Source organism: Asanoa ferruginea (assembly GCF_003387075.1).
GTDB lineage: Bacteria > Actinomycetota > Actinomycetes > Mycobacteriales > Micromonosporaceae > Asanoa > Asanoa ferruginea.
Genome location: NZ_QUMQ01000001.1, coordinates 3224606 through 3239581, shown reverse-complemented (window position 1 = coordinate 3239581; position 14976 = coordinate 3224606). Strand labels below are relative to the sequence as shown.

At 68.2% G+C, this 14976-nt stretch carries 14 protein-coding genes; 8 read left to right on the top strand and 6 right to left on the bottom strand.

The genetic code is table 11. The annotated features are described in order from the left end of the window. Position 1: 1 nt before the first annotated feature. Positions 2–814 (top strand): Fpg/Nei family DNA glycosylase, encoded by an 813-nt coding sequence (locus DFJ67_RS15370; protein WP_116068514.1) that lies wholly within the window; start codon positions 2–4, stop codon positions 812–814. A 23-nt stretch (positions 815–837) separates the two neighbouring features. On the opposite strand, the gene DFJ67_RS15365 is transcribed toward DFJ67_RS15370, so the two are convergent. The 3 genes from DFJ67_RS15365 to DFJ67_RS15355 form a co-directional block, all read right to left on the bottom strand. Then, complete coding sequence (locus DFJ67_RS15365) at positions 838–2601, bottom strand: ABC transporter substrate-binding protein (protein ID WP_116068513.1); 1764 nt, start codon at positions 2599–2601, stop codon at positions 838–840. Between the two features lie 125 nt (positions 2602–2726). Then, entirely contained in the window at positions 2727–3722 is a 996-nt protein-coding gene (locus DFJ67_RS15360; RefSeq protein ID WP_116068512.1) for an ABC transporter permease, read from the bottom strand. Between the two features lie 11 nt (positions 3723–3733). Then, on the bottom strand, positions 3734–4747 hold the full coding sequence (locus DFJ67_RS15355; protein WP_116068511.1) for an ABC transporter permease: 1014 nt from the start codon (positions 4745–4747) through the stop codon (positions 3734–3736). A 206-nt stretch (positions 4748–4953) separates the two neighbouring features. On the opposite strand from DFJ67_RS15355, the gene DFJ67_RS15350 reads away from it, so the two are divergent. The 6 genes from DFJ67_RS15350 (at position 4954) to DFJ67_RS15325 (ending at position 12349) form a co-directional block, all read left to right on the top strand. Next, positions 4954–6381 carry a TldD/PmbA family protein gene (locus DFJ67_RS15350; protein WP_116068510.1) on the top strand — a complete coding sequence of 476 codons (1428 nt, stop codon included), beginning with the start codon at positions 4954–4956 and terminating at the stop codon, positions 6379–6381. Continuing rightward, entirely contained in the window at positions 6381–7763 is a 1383-nt protein-coding gene (locus DFJ67_RS15345; protein WP_116068509.1) for a TldD/PmbA family protein, read from the top strand. The genes DFJ67_RS15350 and DFJ67_RS15345 overlap by 1 nt, the downstream gene beginning before the upstream one ends. Positions 7764–7773: 10 nt before the next feature. Then, complete coding sequence (locus DFJ67_RS15340) at positions 7774–8460, top strand: hypothetical protein (RefSeq protein WP_116068508.1); 687 nt, start codon at positions 7774–7776, stop codon at positions 8458–8460. Between the two features lie 118 nt (positions 8461–8578). Further along, the gene (locus DFJ67_RS15335) at positions 8579–9382 is read left to right on the top strand and encodes a succinate dehydrogenase subunit SdhC (RefSeq protein ID WP_116068507.1); all 804 of its coding nucleotides are present in this window, start codon (positions 8579–8581) and stop codon (positions 9380–9382) included. Between the two features lie 10 nt (positions 9383–9392). Beyond that, positions 9393–11306, top strand: a complete 1914-nt coding sequence (locus DFJ67_RS15330; RefSeq protein ID WP_116068506.1) for a fumarate reductase/succinate dehydrogenase flavoprotein subunit — start codon at positions 9393–9395, stop codon at positions 11304–11306. Further along, positions 11306–12349, top strand: coding sequence for a succinate dehydrogenase/fumarate reductase iron-sulfur subunit (locus DFJ67_RS15325; RefSeq protein WP_116068505.1), 1044 nt, complete (start codon positions 11306–11308; stop codon positions 12347–12349). The genes DFJ67_RS15330 and DFJ67_RS15325 overlap by 1 nt, the downstream gene beginning before the upstream one ends. A gap of 45 nt (positions 12350–12394) precedes the next feature. Here the strand turns inward: DFJ67_RS15325 and DFJ67_RS15320 are convergent, their stop codons facing one another. Continuing rightward, positions 12395–12832 carry a (deoxy)nucleoside triphosphate pyrophosphohydrolase gene (locus DFJ67_RS15320; protein ID WP_116068504.1) on the bottom strand — a complete coding sequence of 146 codons (438 nt, stop codon included), beginning with the start codon at positions 12830–12832 and terminating at the stop codon, positions 12395–12397. A 180-nt stretch (positions 12833–13012) separates the two neighbouring features. On the opposite strand from DFJ67_RS15320, the gene DFJ67_RS15315 reads away from it, so the two are divergent. After that, the gene (locus DFJ67_RS15315) at positions 13013–13324 is read left to right on the top strand and encodes a 4a-hydroxytetrahydrobiopterin dehydratase (RefSeq protein WP_116076234.1); all 312 of its coding nucleotides are present in this window, start codon (positions 13013–13015) and stop codon (positions 13322–13324) included. A gap of 18 nt (positions 13325–13342) precedes the next feature. Here the strand turns inward: DFJ67_RS15315 and DFJ67_RS15310 are convergent, their stop codons facing one another. Both DFJ67_RS15310 and DFJ67_RS15305 read right to left on the bottom strand, forming a co-directional pair. Next, positions 13343–14101 carry an SDR family NAD(P)-dependent oxidoreductase gene (locus DFJ67_RS15310; RefSeq protein WP_116068503.1) on the bottom strand — a complete coding sequence of 253 codons (759 nt, stop codon included), beginning with the start codon at positions 14099–14101 and terminating at the stop codon, positions 13343–13345. 22 nt (positions 14102–14123) lie between these two features. Continuing rightward, positions 14124–14882 carry a DUF4352 domain-containing protein gene (locus tag DFJ67_RS15305; RefSeq protein WP_116068502.1) on the bottom strand — a complete coding sequence of 253 codons (759 nt, stop codon included), beginning with the start codon at positions 14880–14882 and terminating at the stop codon, positions 14124–14126. Between the last annotated feature and the right edge of the window lie 94 nt (positions 14883–14976).

Here is a 14976-nt window from a genome sequence, read left to right as displayed (position 1 = left end):
CGTGCCGGAGCTTCCCGAGGTTGAGAACGCCCGGTCGGTGATCGACCGGGCCGCGTTGGGCCGGCGGGTCGTCGACGTCGACGACCACGACCGGTGGGTCTGCCGGCCGCATCCGCCTGGGCAGATCAAGGCCGCGCTGCTCAACCGTGAGCTGACCGTGGCGCACCGGCAGGGCAAGAGCATGTGGTGCGAGACCTCGGAGGACGGGCCGATCCTGGGCATCCACCTGGGCATGTCCGGCAAGATCGTGATCGCCGACCCGGACGGCACCGAAGTGGACGGTGGCGACTACTGGGAGCGCGGGCGGGCCGCCGGCGACTACCGGTTCGCGCGGTTCGCGCTGGAGTTCGCCGACGGCGGCCGGCTGATGCTGATCGACCCGCGCCGGCTGGGCCGGATCCGGCTCGACCCGCCGATCGAGTTGCTCGGCCCCGACGCGACGGCGATCACGCCGGCCCAGTTTCGCGCGGCGCTCGCGCGTGGCACGGCACCGGTCAAGGCCCGCCTGCTCGACCAGCACGCGATCGCCGGCATCGGCAACCTGCTCGCCGACGACATCCTGTGGCGGGCCCGGGTGCACCCCGGCCGGCCGGTCGACGAACTGACCCCGGAGATGGTCGAAGCGCTGCTGCGGGCCACCCGCTTCGCGATCCGCACGACCGTGCGCGACGGCGGCGTACACACACTGGGCAGTTTGTCGTTGCGCCCGCCGGAAGCGCGCTGTCCGCGTGACGGGACACCCACCGTGCAGGGCACCTACGGCGGCCGGACCACCTGGTGGTGCCCGCTCGAACAGAAAGAGGGGCCTCCGTAGAGGCCCCTCTTTCCTAGGCGCTGTTACTGCTTGATGAAGGCGTTGTAGTAGACCATCGTGCCGATCGAGTCGGAGTGGAAGACACCGCCGACCTTGTCGCCCATGACCACGAAGGTCTTGGACTGGTAGATCGGGACGACCGGGTAGTACTTGTCGATGATGGTCTTCTCGATCGCCGACCAGTCGTCGCCCGCCTCGCCCGCCGGCAGCGCCGAGGCCTTGTCGATGGCCTGGTTGACGTCGTCAGCGTTGAAGTAGGACACGTTCGAGTTGCCCTGCGGGCCGATCTTGCGACCGTCGTAGAGCACCGGGATCGTCGACGCGCCGCTCGGCCAGTCCGCACCCCAGTTGCTGATGTAGATGTCGTACGGGTTGTCCTTGGTGCGCGCGGTCGGGTTGTGGTTGGGCTGCGCGACGTAGGAGACGACGACCTCGAAGCCGGCCTTCTCCAGGCTGTCCTTCAGCACCGGGGCGGTCTGCTGACCGAACGCGGTGTCGCGGGACATGAACGCGAGCTTGATCTTCTTGCCGCCCAACAGCTCCTTGGCCTTCTCCGGGTTTCCGGAAGGGCCACACCCGGTCGGGTCGGGGATGTCCGTGTAGCCGATCGTGGTGTCGGCCTGGAGGTTGTTGGTCAGCCGGCCGGCCGCGTCGCCACCCTGGGTCAGCAGGATGCCCTGCTTGTCGAGCGCGCAACCGATCGCGTGCCGGACGTTGATGTCGGTGACCTTCTGGTTGTTGATCGCGAGGTACCAGACGAAGAGGCTGGGCGTGTCGATCGTCCGCTCCTTGAGCGACGGGTCGCCCTGCACCTTGCTGACCAGCGACTGCGGCACGCCGTCCCAGGCGATCGCGTTGGCGTCAGCACCGCCGGCGATGGCCCGCTCGGTCTGCGCGGCGTCGTCCGGACCCATCTCGACCTCGAGGCCGTCGAGATAGTTGTGCCGGATCGGGTCGGTGTTGGCGTCCCAGTTCGGGTTGCGCTCCAGCACCAGCTTGCTGTCCTTGACATATTCCTTGATCTTGTACGGACCCGACGAGAAGACATGCCGGTCGTATTCGAGCTTGGTGTCCTTGGCCGCCGGCAGCGGGGCCGAGGTGCCCATGCTGAGCGCGAACGGCAGGTCGCAGTGCGGGTTCTTGAACTCGAACTTGAGCCCGTAGTCGCCGTTGACGGTCAGGCCCGGCACGGTGGTGTTGCCGGAGGTGTAGGGGCCCTTGTAGACCGCGTTGTAGGTCGGGTTGTCGGCGAGCCACTCCTGCACGTAGGTCGGGCCGCCGTCGATGGTCTCCTCGAACGACCGGGCGATGCCGTAGGCCACGTCGGCGGCCTTGATCTCGGTGCCGTCCTCATACTTGACACCCTTCTTCAGGGTGTATTCCCAGGTCTTGCAGTCGTTGTTGACGTCTTTGCCCGGGGTTTCGGCGAGGTCACCGACCAGCGTCAGCTTGCCCTTGCCGTCTTCGCGGAACTGGGTCAGGTTGCGGACCAGCATGTGCTGCACGGCCATCGCGCCGACGACGTAGGTGCGCTGCGGGTCCATGTGCTCGAAGTCGGTCTGCTGAATGACCTTCAGCGTGCCGCCCTTGGTCGCGCCCGGAACCTCCGGCGCCGGACCCTGTGACTCCTTGGGGTCCGTCGAGATCGCACCGGTCTTCACGACGACCTCGTCGCCCTTGTCACCGGACTCACCGGTGTTCTTCGAACAAGCGGCCAGCGTCGCCGTCAGCAGCAACGCGACCCCGGTGGCCGCGGTCAGCCGCCGCGACGCCCGTGATGAACGCATCGGTCACTCCCTCCCTATCCCGTGGAGGATTGCAGAAATCCTCCAGCTTGAGCCTCTACACCGAACATTTCTTTCGGATCACGGGCGCGTGTCGGCACGGCCCACACCGACACGCGCCCGTGGGTCTATGCGAGCCGAACTCTTGGGTCGATGAACGAATAGAGGACGTCGACGATGACGTTGGCCGCGACGATGAACAACGCGGCGAGCAGCACCGTCGCCATGACCAGCGGCATATCGAGGTTGATCGCCGCGTTGAGCGAGGCCTTGCCCAGCCCGGTGAAGCCGAAGATGGTCTCGGTCACCACCGTGCCGCCGAGGTAGGTGCCCAGGTCGAGGCCCGCGATGGTGACGATCGGCGTGATCGCCGCCCGCAGGGCGTGTTTCCCGTACACCCGGAACTTGGTCATGCCCTTGGCCCGTGCCGTGCGCACGAAGTCTTCGGACAAGGTCTCCAACATCTGCGCCCGGGACAGCCGCGCGTAGCTGGCGGAGTTGATGAAACCGAGGGCCAGCCAGGGCAGCAGCATCGCGGCCGCCCATTTCGCGGGATTCTCGGTGATCGGCACGTAGCTCGGATAAGCGAGTAGTCCCGTCTCGTACACGAAGATGATCAAAAGCAATGGCCCGAACAACAGGATCGGCATCGAGGCGCCGGTGAGCGAGAAGCCGACCGCGCCCCGGTCGAAGATGGTGCCCTTGCGCAGCGCCGAGATCATGCCGACCGAGACGCCGATCAGCAGCCAGACCACCGCGGCGCCGAACACGATGCTCAGGGTGACCGGCAGCGTGCGGCCGATGATGTCGGTGACCGGCTCGTCGTTGCGGAACGAGTAGCCCAGGCAGGGTGCCGGGCACTCGCGCGCGGCGTCGCCCTCGCCGAACGTGCGGCCGGTGACGATGCCGGACATGAAGTCGGCGTATTGCTGCACGACCGGCTTGTCGAGCCCCATCCGCCGGGCGATGCTCTCCTGCTGCGCCTCGGTGCAGGTCTTGCGGTTGCCGCACATGAGCTCGGCCGGGCTGTTGGGCACGGCGAAGAACAGGCCGAACGTGAGCACGCTGACCGTGAACAGCGTGACGACGGCGAGGAGCGCTTTCTTGATGAAGAACCGCAGCATCGTCGCGCCCCCTACCGGTCGGACTTCGGGTCGAGGGCGTCGCGCAGCGAGTCGCCGAAGAGGTTGAACGCGAGCACCAGCAGGAACAGCGTGATGCCGCCGGTCAGCGTGAAGGCCGGGTCGTCACGCGCGTAGTTGACGCTGTCGGAGATCAGCCGGCCGAGGTCGGGCGTCGGCTCGAGGACGCCGATGCCGAGGAACGACAGGGCCGCTTCCGCGGTGATCAGCGCCGGCACGTTGAGCGAGAAGGTGACCAGGATCGGCGCCCAGAGGTTGGGCAGCAACTGGCGGAACAGCACGTGCCCGAGGCCGGCGCCGGAGGCGCGGGCCGCCTCGACGAACTCCCGCTCGCGCAGGGTCAGCACCTGCCCGCGGACCAGCCGCGCGCTATAGGTCCAGTTGAAGACGACGAACACGACGATCAGCAACAACGGCCGGAACCAGGACGCCTCCTGGTCGGTGGGCCCGTAGCTCTGCGCGACCGCGATCGGCACGAAGGCGAAGCAGAAGATGTAGAACGGGAAGGCCAGCGTTAGGTCGGTCAGCCAGCTCAGCAGCGCGTCGACCTTGCCGCCGAGATAGCCGGCGACGATGCCGATCACCACGCCGAGCACGATGGTGAGCACGGCGGCGGTGAGCGCCACGATCAGCGACGTGCGCAGGCCGTAGACGATCTGGATGAAGATGTCGCGGCCGAGTCGCGGTTGGATGCCCAGCCAGTGCTCGGCGCTGATGCCGCCCAGATAGCCGAGCGGGTTGCCGCTGCGATCGAGCTTGTCGGTGAAGCGCTCGAGCGGGCCCTTGCCGTAGACCTTCTCGATCAGCGGGGCGCAGATCGCCATCAACGCGAAGACCAGCAGGGTGATGCCGCTGGCCCAGGCGGTGCGATCGCGGCGCAGGCGGACCCAGGCGAGCTGCCCGGGCGAGCGGCCGACGAACTCCTTACCCGCACCGGTCTGGTCACCGACCGGCGCTTCGGGCGAAGCGACCTTGAGACCAACCGGTCCGGCGGCGCCTTCGGTCATGGTCCTCGGTCACCCCCTTCCGGGTCGTGCACTGTGCAGTGAACGCTTCGGGCGCGAAAGGAAGTTGCATCCGACCGCTGGCGCTGAAAGTAAGCTACGGCCATCGACCTGTCAGCCGGATCAGTGGTAACGACTCTGCATCGAGGACGCCCCATGCCCCGGGAAGGTTCGCGCCCGCGACGGAATCGTGACCTAGGCTCGGCCAGGTGACCCATTTCGACGCGGCCGCCGCCGCGGTCCAGGCCGCTCTCGACGCCGGGGCGCGCTACGCGGACGCGCGGGTGATGCACCGGCGCAGCGAGTCCATGTCAGCCCGCAACGGCGAGATCGAAGACCTCAGCCAAGACGAAGACGCCGGCGTCGGCGTGCGCGCCCTGGTCGGATCCGGCTGGGGCTTCTACGCCGTCCCCGACATGTCCGACGCCGCCGCGCGGGCGGCCGGCACCCGAGCGGCGCGGATCGCCAACGCGAGCGCCAGCGTGCCCGGGCCGGCCACCGGCCTGATCCCGCTGCCCGCGGCCTCCGGCTCGTGGTCGTCGCCGTGCGAGGTCGACCCGCTCAGCGTGCCGCTGTCCGAGAAGGCCGACCTGATGGTCGGGCTCACCACCACGATGCGAGAGCACGGCGCCGACCTGGCCGAGAGCTTCTACCGCGTCTGGGACACCGCCAAGTGGTTCGTCTCCAGCGAGGGGCACCGGATCGACCAGCGGATCCGCGAGTGCGGCGGTGGCATCTCGGCGACCTCGATCGGCGAGGGCGAGTCGCAGCGCCGCTCCTACGGCGACCAGTTCGGCACCCGCGGCTGGGAGTTGGTCACCGGGCTCGACCTGCCCGGCAACGCCGCCCGAGTGGCGGTCGAGTCGCGTGAGCTGCTGACCGCGGCGCCCTGCCCGGCCGGCGAGACCACGCTGATCCTCGGCAGTGGACAGATGGCGTTGCAGATCCACGAGTCGGTGGGGCACGCGATCGAGCTCGACCGGATCCTCGGCTGGGAGGCCGCCTACGCCGGCACCTCCTGGCTCGACCTGGCCCAGCTCGGCTCGATGCGCTACGGCTCGCCGCTGATGAACATCGCGATCGACCCGACCATCCCCGGCGCGCTGGGCAGCTTCGGCTTCGACGACGAGGGCACCCCGGCCGCCGCCCGCTACGCGGTGCACGAGGGCGTCTGGGTCGGCGTGCTGGCCGGGCGCGACTCGGCGTCGGTCGCCGGCCTCGACTACGGCGGCAGCGTGCGCTCCGACGGCTGGGCGCGGCTGCCGATGGTGCGGATGACCAACGTCGGGCTCGAACCCGGCCCGCACACGCTCGAAGAGATCATCGCCGCCACCGACGACGGCATCTTCATGGACACCAACCGGTCCTGGTCCATCGACGACCGGCGGCTCAACTTCCAGTTCGGTTGCGAGATCGGCTGGGAGATCAAAAACGGCAAGATCGGCCGGATGCTGCGCAACCCGACCTACACCGGGATCGGCCCGACCTTCTGGCAGTCGATGGACATGCTCTCGTCGGAGATCACCGACTGGGGCATTCCCAACTGCGGGAAGGGGCAACCCGGCCAGACCGGGCACACCGGCCATCCGGCGGCACCGGCGCGGTTCACCGGCGTACGAGTAGGGGTGACGGGCTGATGTCGGCAGAGCTCGATCTCGCGGGCCGGGTCGTCGACCTGGTCCGCCGGCTGGCGGGCAGCGCCGCCGAGGCCGAGGCGCTGGTCGACCACACCGCGCTGGCGTTGACCCGGTTCGCCAACTCCGGGATCCACCAGAACGTCGCCGACGCGACGACCGCCATCCGGCTGCGGATCCACCTCGACGGCCGCACGGTGGGCGGCTCGACCACGGTGGTCGACGAGGCCGGCCTGACCGCGCTCGTCGAGCGCACCATCGCCGCGGTCGCCCTGACACCCGTCGACCCGGCGTGGCCGGGGCTCGCGCCGGCCGCGCCGCTGGTCACCGACGGGGCCTGGGACGAGGCCACCGCTCAGGCTTCGCCGGACGAGCGGGCCGCCCGGGTGCGCGCGTTCGTCGACGCGGCGGAAGGGCTGGAGACGGCCGGCTACTGCCGCACCGTCTACTGGTCCGGCGCGTTCGCCAACAGCGCCGGCCAGTCCGTGTCGGGCCGGGCGGCCGAGGCCGCCATGGACGGCATCGCCCGGGTGCCCGGCGCCGACGGCGTCGCGCGACTCGGCTCGCGCCGGCTGGCCGATCTCGACGGCGCGGTGCTCGGCGGCCGGGCCGCGCTCAAGGCCCGCGCCGGTGCCGACCCGATCGAGTTGCCGCCGGGCCGCTACGAGGTGGTGCTGGAGCCGACCGCCGTCGCCGACCTGCTGACCAACTTCGCGCTCTACGGGTTCAACGGGAAGCTGCTCAACGAGCGGCAGTCGTTCGCCGAGATCGGCGCGCCGCAGTTCGACCCGGCCGTGACGATCGTCGACGACGTGACCGCGACCGCCGGCGTCGGCATGCCGTTCGACGGCGAGGGCACGCCCAAGCGCCCGGTCACGTTCGTCGGGCAGGGCATCACCCTCGGGGTGGCCTACGACCGGCGGTCGGCGGCCGAGGCCGGTGTCGCCTCGACCGGCCACGGCTGGCCGGGCGGCAGCTCCTTCGGCCCGGTGCCGGCCAACCTGCGGCTGCTGCCCGACGACGCGGCGCCGACCGCCGCGGTCGCCGGCCCGGCGGCCGACGGGCACACCGCCGCGCTGGTGTCCACGATGGAGCGTGGCCTGCTGGTCAGCGACTTCTGGTATACCCGGGTGCTCGATCCGAAGACGCTGGTGGTCACCGGTTTGACCCGCAATGGCGTGTGGCTGGTGGAAAACGGGGAAATCACCCGACCCGTACGCAACTTCCGGTTCACCCAGTCCTACCCGCTGGCGCTCGGGCCCGGGGCCGTGCTCGGTGTCGGCGGCAATGCGATCACGCCGGCCGACAGCTGGGACATGTTCGGTTTCACCGGTCCGTCGCTCCGGCTTGCTTCGTGGAACTTCACGGGTGGCGCGTCGGGATAGATTCGTCTCCATGACGACCCCGCCACCCCCGCCCTATCCGAGGTCGCCCGACGAGACCGAGCCAGACAATTTAGACGAAGCGCCCGAAGCTGCGACTGAGTCGGCGGCCGACGACGCGCCGCCGGCCGACGATGTGCTGTCGCCGGCCGATCCGGCGTCGTCTTCCTCGTCGTCGGACAAGTTGGACAACCGGCGGCAGCGGTGGCTCATCATCGGTGCCGTTGTCGTGGCTGTCGTGGTCGTGATCGGTGCCTGCGCCGGCATCGGGATCGGCGCGGTGCGGGTGGTCGACGCCGTCGGCGACGGTGGGCACCGCCTGCTCCGGGTCGACGACGCCTGCCAGGCACTGGAAGTGCGGCTCAATCGGGTCGCGCCGCCGGGTTCGGCCAGCGGCCCGCGCGAACGCGCCACCGCGATCCGCGACGAGAACGCGGCGATCAAGCCGTTCCTCGACGAGATCACCGCCGGCCGGCGCGACAACGACCGCGACGACGACCGGCTGCTCGCCGAGTGGACGCAACTTGTCGACGCGCGCACGGCGTACGCCGATGCCCTTGACCGGCAGGTGAGCACCGACGCTCCGGCGTTTTTCGTCGCACCGCGAAACGACCGCGGCAACGCTGTCGTGGAGCGACTGGAGGATCGGCACGACGACTGCGCGGCGTCCGTACGCCGGCTTGCCGCACCTGATCTCTGACCTTCATCCACGGGATTGATCACACCCGCTGGACCTCTGCGAGCCGCTCGTTTTCCTCGGCGTAACGTGTGCACCGTCACGCGCCGGCCAGCGGCCAAAGAACCTTGCGGGAGACTTCATGACGACAACGGCGACGAGGCCGGTCGGGGCGCAGGCGCGCGCCTCGATAACGGCTCGGACGTTGCGAACGGATCGATGGTGGTTCGCGCCCCTCATCACCGTCATCGGACTCGGAGCCTGGGTCACATACGCGACCGTCCGGGTCTACATGCACAAGGATTTCTTCGTCTCGGACTACCACTACCTGACGCCGTTCTATTCGCCGTGCATCACGGACAGGTGCGGTGACGCGGCGGAGTTCGGCACCTTCCTCCCGGCTTGGTGGATCATCCCGGAGGCGGCCCTCACGCTGCCGTTCCTGCTGCTCTTCCGGCTGACGTGCTACTACTACCGCAAGGCCTACTACCGCTCGTTCTGGCTCTCGCCGCCGGCCTGCGCGGTGCCCGACGGGCACAAGACCTACTCCGGCGAGACGCGCTTCCCGCTGATTTTCCAGAACGCCCACCGCTACGCGTTCTACGCCGCCGGCATCATCTCGGTCATCAACACCTGGGACGCCATCAAGGCATTCCACAGCCCCGAGGGATTCGGCTTCGGGCTCGGCAACCTCATTCTTATTTTGAATGTGGTCATGCTCTGGGCCTATACGCTTTCCTGCCACTCGTGCCGACACATCGCCGGTGGCCGGCTCAAGCACTTCTCCCGCCACCCGGTGCGTTACCGCTTCTGGACCTTTGTGTCCAAGCTGAACACCCGGCACATGCAACTGGCGTGGATCACCCTGGCCACGCTCGCCATCACCGACTTCTACATCATGGCGGTCTCGGCGGGCTGGTTCGGCGATCCCCGGTTCATCAACTGAGGCGACTGACATGACTGAGCGAATCGAACGACACCACTACGACGTCGTCGTGATCGGCGCCGGCGGCGCCGGCCTGCGCGCGGCGATCGAGGCACGGCTCGCCGGCAAGCGCGTCGCCATCATCTCCAAGTCGCTGTTCGGCAAGGCACACACGGTGATGGCCGAGGGCGGCGCCGCGGCGGCGATGGGCAACGCCAACTCGCGCGACAACTGGCAGGTCCACTTCCGCGACACGATGCGCGGCGGCAAGTTCCTCAACAACTTCCGGATGGCCGAGCTGCACGCCAAAGAGGCGCCGGAGCGGATCTGGGAGCTGGAGACCTACGGCGCGCTGTTCGACCGCACGCCCGACGGCAAGATCTCGCAGCGCAACTTCGGCGGCCACGAATACCCGCGCCTCGCCCACGTCGGCGACCGCACGGGCCTCGAGCTGATCCGCACACTCCAGCAGAAGATCGTGTCGCTCCAGCAGGACGACAAGCGCGAGTTCGGCGACTACGACGCCCGGATCAAGGTGTTCGCCGAGACCACCATCACCGAGCTGCTGCTCGACGGCGACCGGATCGCGGGCGCCTTCGGCTACTACCGCGAGTCGGGCGAGTTCGTGCTCCTCCAGGCGCCCGCGGTGGTGCTGGCGACCGGCGGCGTCGGCCGCTCCTACAAGGTCACCTCCAACTCCTGGGAATACACCGGTGACGGCCACGCGCTCGCCCTGCGAGCCGGCGCGACGCTGATCAACATGGAGTTCCTCCAGTTCCACCCGACCGGCATGGTCTGGCCGCCGTCGGTCAAGGGCATCCTGGTCACCGAGTCGGTCCGCGGCGACGGTGGTGTCCTCAAGAACTCCGAGGGCAAGCGGTTCATGTTCGACTACGTCCCCGACGTCTTCCGCAAGCAATACGCGGAGACCGAGGAGGAGGCCGACCGCTGGTATACCGACCCGGACAACAACCGGCGCCCGCCGGAGCTGCTGCCCCGTGACGAGGTCGCCCGCGCGATCAACAACGAGGTCAAGGAGGGTCGCGGCACCCCCGCCGGCGGCATCTACCTCGACATCGCGTCGCGCCGGTCCGCCGACTACATCCAGAAGCGCCTGCCGTCGATGTACCACCAGTTCAAGGAGCTGGCCGACGTCGACATCACCAAGGAGCCGATGGAGATCGGGCCGACCTGTCACTACGTGATGGGCGGCGTCGAGGTCGAGCCGGACTCGGGCGCGGCCATGGGCCACGTCCAGGGCCTGTTCGCGGCCGGCGAGGTGTCCGGCGGCATGCACGGCTCCAACCGCCTCGGCGGCAACTCGCTGTCCGACCTGCTGGTCTTCGGCAAGCGCGCCGGTGAATACGCGGCCCGCTACGTCGACGGCATCGAGAAGCGCCCGGCTGTCCCCTCGGCCGACGTCGAGGCCGCTGTCGACGCGGCGCTCGCACCGCTGCAGCGGGACACCGGCGAAAACCCGTACAAGTTGCAGCAGGATCTTCAGGCGGTGATGGGCGACCTGGTCGGCATCATCCGGCGCAAGGGTGAGCTCGAAGACGCCCTGGTCCGCCTCGCGGAGCTGCGCGAGCGGGTCGCGAAGGTCAGCTCCGCCGGTGGCCGGCGCTACAACCCCGGCTGGCACCTGGCTCTCGACCTGCGCAACATGCTGGTGGTCTCGGAGTGCACCGCGAAGGCGGCGCTCGAGCGGGAAGAGTCGCGCGGCGGCCACACCCGCGAAGACTTCCCGGCGATGTCCGCGAAGTGGCGGACGGTCAACCTGGTCTGCTCGCTCGACGGCGACAAGGTGCGGCTCGAACACAAGCCGCTGCCGACGATGCGGCCCGAGCTGATCCACCTCTTCGACCGCGGCGAGCTGTCGAAGTATCTGACCGAGGGGGAGCTCACAGACTTCGACGGGTCTGTTACCGAAGGAGCGGGCAAGTAATGGGACAGAAGCGCCAATTCAAAGTCTGGCGTGGCGACGAGACCGGCGGCGACCTGACCGACTACGAGGTCGAGGTCAACGAGGGTGAGGTCGTGCTCGACATCATCCACCGGCTCCAGGCCACCGAGGCGCCCGACCTGGCCTGCCGGTGGAACTGCAAGGCCGGCAAGTGCGGCTCGTGCTCGATGGAGATCAACGGCATGCCGCGGCTGGGCTGCATGACCCGGATGTCGACGTTCGAGGAGACCGAGACCGTCACGGTCACCCCGCTGCGCACCTTCCCGGTGATCCGCGACCTGGTCACCGACGTCTCCTTCAACTACGAGAAGGCCCGCGAGACCCCGGCCTTCGCGCCGCCGAAGGACCTCGCACCGGGTGAATACCGGATGCAGCAGGTCGATGTCGAGCGCTCGCAGGAGTTCCGCAAGTGCATCGAGTGCTTCCTGTGCCAGAACACCTGCCACGTGGTGCGTGACCACGACGAGAACAAGAAGGCGTTCTCGGGTCCGCGCTCCTTCATCCGCGCCGCCGAGTTGGATATGCATCCATTGGACGCGCGGGAAGACCGGAAGACGTACGCTCAGCAGCATCAGGGTCTCGGATACTGCAACATCACCAAGTGCTGCACCGAGGTGTGCCCTGAGCACATCAAGATCACCGACAACGCGATCATTCCGATGAAGGAGCGCGTGGTGGACCGTAAGTACGATCCGCTGGTCTGGCTGGGCAGCAAGATCTTCCGCCGGCACCCCAACGACGACGAGCTGGTGCACACCGCCTCGACGTCGAGCGCGGCACCCGCGATGAGCGGCGCCGAGCTGCCCGACGCACACCAACGCACCGAGGAGCAGGAAGTGGAACGAGGCGTCAACTGGCACCGCCGGCCTTCACCGGCGCAGCTTCCGGCCGTGGGCGCCAACGGCCGCCTCGGTGTCAGCGAGGCCGCGTTCGACCGCTCGGGGGCCGCGTCGCCGTTCGGTGACGACGTGGAGTTCCCGATGCCGCCGCGCGACCTCAACTACGCGCACCCCGACCAGGACTGATCTTCCTTAAGGGCCCCGCACTTCGGTGCGGGGCCCTTTTTTTTGTCACTCCAAGAGCGTGCCTTCTCGGAGGGCGACGACGATCGGGGCGTCGGCCGGCAGCCAGGGCACGTCGTCGAGCTCGTCGCGGCCCAGCCAGCGCAGCTCGGCATGCTCCAGGGCCGTCGGGTTCCCGTCAACCAGTCGTGCGGCGAAAATCTTCAATACGGTACGGCGGTGCCCTAACGGGATATCGTCGCCGATGCGGTCGCCAACCACGATGCGCACACCCAGTTCTTCCTGGCATTCCCGCACGAGTGCCGCGGTCTCGGACTCACCCGGCTCCACCTTTCCGCCGGGGAACTCCCACATTCCGGCCAACTCCGGAGGATGCGCCCGGGCACAGGCCAAAACTTTACGCTCAGCAACGATAGCGGCACCGACGATGACGCGGGGACTCACACTCCCCCGGCCGGCGGGCTCGTTCAGACGTTCGTTGTGCACGACCAACCAGGGTGCCAGACGAAATGCCGTTTCGGGTGTCGGAGCCGTCCCCTAGGTCACTACAAGGGGGAAATGTGGGCGTGGACATGGGGGCCGGTCAGCGAAAGACTTAGGGCACCGAACCATGACGAGATGGCGACGATTTGGCCACAAGCCGGCAACGACGCCTGGGAGGTGTGGATGCGAGCCCTGTGGAGCGGGCGGGCCCGAGGCGACTACCTATCCGACGCGCTCGCGTTGCTCGCCGGCTGGACCCGCGAAGACAAGCAGCTCAAGCGAGTGTTCCTGGTCGACAACACGCAGCACAGCGATCTCACCGAAAGGGTGAAGGTCTGCGCCGACGCGTTACACCTTCGGGCTGAGATTCGTCGCCTGGATGGTTACACACAGGTCAAGGTCGCCGCCGCCGACGGTGTCGCGATCACGGAGCGCGAGGTCACCCTCGCGGCCCGCATCGAAGACGCCTACCGGCTCGTTCTCAACGACCGGTGATCGTCTTCTGACCTTCCGTCAGGTTCGCAAATAGGACGCGCCGTTGATGTCGATGACCCCGCCGGTCATCGACTCCGTGCCCGGGGTCGCCAGAAACACCACGAGCCGCCCCACTTCGTCGGCCGTCGCGATCCGCCCGATCGCCGTCTCATTGCGGATCTCCGCGCCCCGCGGCCCGTTGAGGTAGGGCGCCGCCATGTCGGTCTCGACGTAGCCCGGCGCGATCGCGGTGACGAAGATGTTGTGCGGCCCCAGCGCTTTCGCGAGCGACTGGCTGAAGCTGTTGAGCCCGGCCTTGCTGGCCCCGTAGGCGGGGTGGCTCGCCTCGCCGCGGAACGCGCCCCGCGAGGTGATGTTGATGATCCGCCCGCCGCCGGCCGCGACCATGTGCGGCACGACCGCGTGCACCAGGTTGGCCGGCCCGACCAGGTTGGTGTCTAGCGTGCGCCGCCAGATCTCCTGCCACTCGTCGTAGGAGGTCTCCAACACCGGATGGTTCTCGTAAACCCCGGCGTTGTTGACCAGGACCCCGATGGTCCCGTGCCGAGCGATGGTGAGGTCGACGAGATCCTTGACCTGGCCCGGGTCCTTGAGATCGGCCTGCCGCATCTCGTGCGCGCCGGCACCGAGACTGTCGAGCGTCTCCTGCGCGGCGGCCTTGTTGCTCACGTAGTGCACGACGACCGTCGCACCCTCGGCCGCGAACCGCTGGGCGGTGGCCCGCCCGATCCCCCGCGAGCCACCCGTTACCAGCGCGACCACACCATCCAGACTCATGGCCACAGCATGCCAGCCTGAGTTAGAGCAGCCAGGCCCCGGCCGGCTTGCTGTCCCAGAAGTCGCGCACCAGCACCTTGGCACCCTTGAGGGCGAACGCCTTGGGCACCTCGAAGAACACCAGCCCGGATTTACGCTGGCCGGCCGACAGCTGGGCCCATTCGAAAGCGTCGTCGTGCACCACGAACTGGTTGTTGTAGACCTCGCCGTCCTGGCCCTGCAACGTGATCTCGTTGCCGGTCATCAGCGCGTCGCCCTTTTTCATCAACACCGAAATGTCGACGGCGATGTATTTCTTGCCGGCGCCTGGTTGCGTGAACATGTTGTCGGATCGGGCGGGCTTCACCGACTTGACGGTGAAGGCCATTTCGTCGCCCTCCAACAGCCCGCCGCTGATCACGATGGTCTTGCCCACCTTGGCGCTCGGCGGACCCTGCTTTTCTCCCTCCGGCTCCGGCTCCGTCGCTGGTTCGGTTGTCGGCTCGGCAGCGGCCTTCGTGGCTGGTGGCGCGGCCGCCGGCCCGGCGCCGGTGACATCGCTGGCCTGCTTGGTGTCAGGCTTGTCGTCGCCGTTGGCGGCCGCGACGATGGCACCGCCGCAACAGAGCACGAGCACCAGACCACCGCCGACCAGGGTCGGCACGAGCCACCGCTTCTTTTTCGTGGGCGGCGCCGGATAACCGGGCGGAGCCCCGAATGCGGCGGTCGGATCCACGGGATTCGGCGACTGCCCGTATTGCGGCGGACCGGGCACCTGCGGTGACCCATAAGGGTTAGTCATCGCGCGTCTCCTCCATTAAGGACCGTCGACATTTCGATCCTGGAAGGCTGGCACAGCACCACCGGAAAGGGTTATGTCTTTCAGGCTGTTAGCG

Coding starts and splice junctions, on each gene's coding strand:
- DFJ67_RS15360 (WP_116068512.1), bottom strand. CDS start 3,722: ATGCTGCGGTTCTTCATCAAGAAAGCGCTCCTCGCCGTCGTCACGCTG.
- DFJ67_RS15305 (WP_116068502.1), bottom strand. CDS start 14,882: ATGACTAACCCTTATGGGTCACCGCAGGTGCCCGGTCCGCCGCAATAC.
- DFJ67_RS15355 (WP_116068511.1), bottom strand. CDS start 4,747: ATGACCGAAGGCGCCGCCGGACCGGTTGGTCTCAAGGTCGCTTCGCCC.
- DFJ67_RS15340 (WP_116068508.1), top strand. CDS start 7,774: ATGACGACCCCGCCACCCCCGCCCTATCCGAGGTCGCCCGACGAGACC.
- DFJ67_RS15315 (WP_116076234.1), top strand. CDS start 13,013: ATGCGAGCCCTGTGGAGCGGGCGGGCCCGAGGCGACTACCTATCCGAC.
- DFJ67_RS15330 (WP_116068506.1), top strand. CDS start 9,393: ATGACTGAGCGAATCGAACGACACCACTACGACGTCGTCGTGATCGGC.
- DFJ67_RS15310 (WP_116068503.1), bottom strand. CDS start 14,101: ATGAGTCTGGATGGTGTGGTCGCGCTGGTAACGGGTGGCTCGCGGGGG.
- DFJ67_RS15335 (WP_116068507.1), top strand. CDS start 8,579: ATGACGACAACGGCGACGAGGCCGGTCGGGGCGCAGGCGCGCGCCTCG.
- DFJ67_RS15365 (WP_116068513.1), bottom strand. CDS start 2,601: ATGCGTTCATCACGGGCGTCGCGGCGGCTGACCGCGGCCACCGGGGTC.
- DFJ67_RS15345 (WP_116068509.1), top strand. CDS start 6,381: ATGTCGGCAGAGCTCGATCTCGCGGGCCGGGTCGTCGACCTGGTCCGC.
- DFJ67_RS15325 (WP_116068505.1), top strand. CDS start 11,306: ATGGGACAGAAGCGCCAATTCAAAGTCTGGCGTGGCGACGAGACCGGC.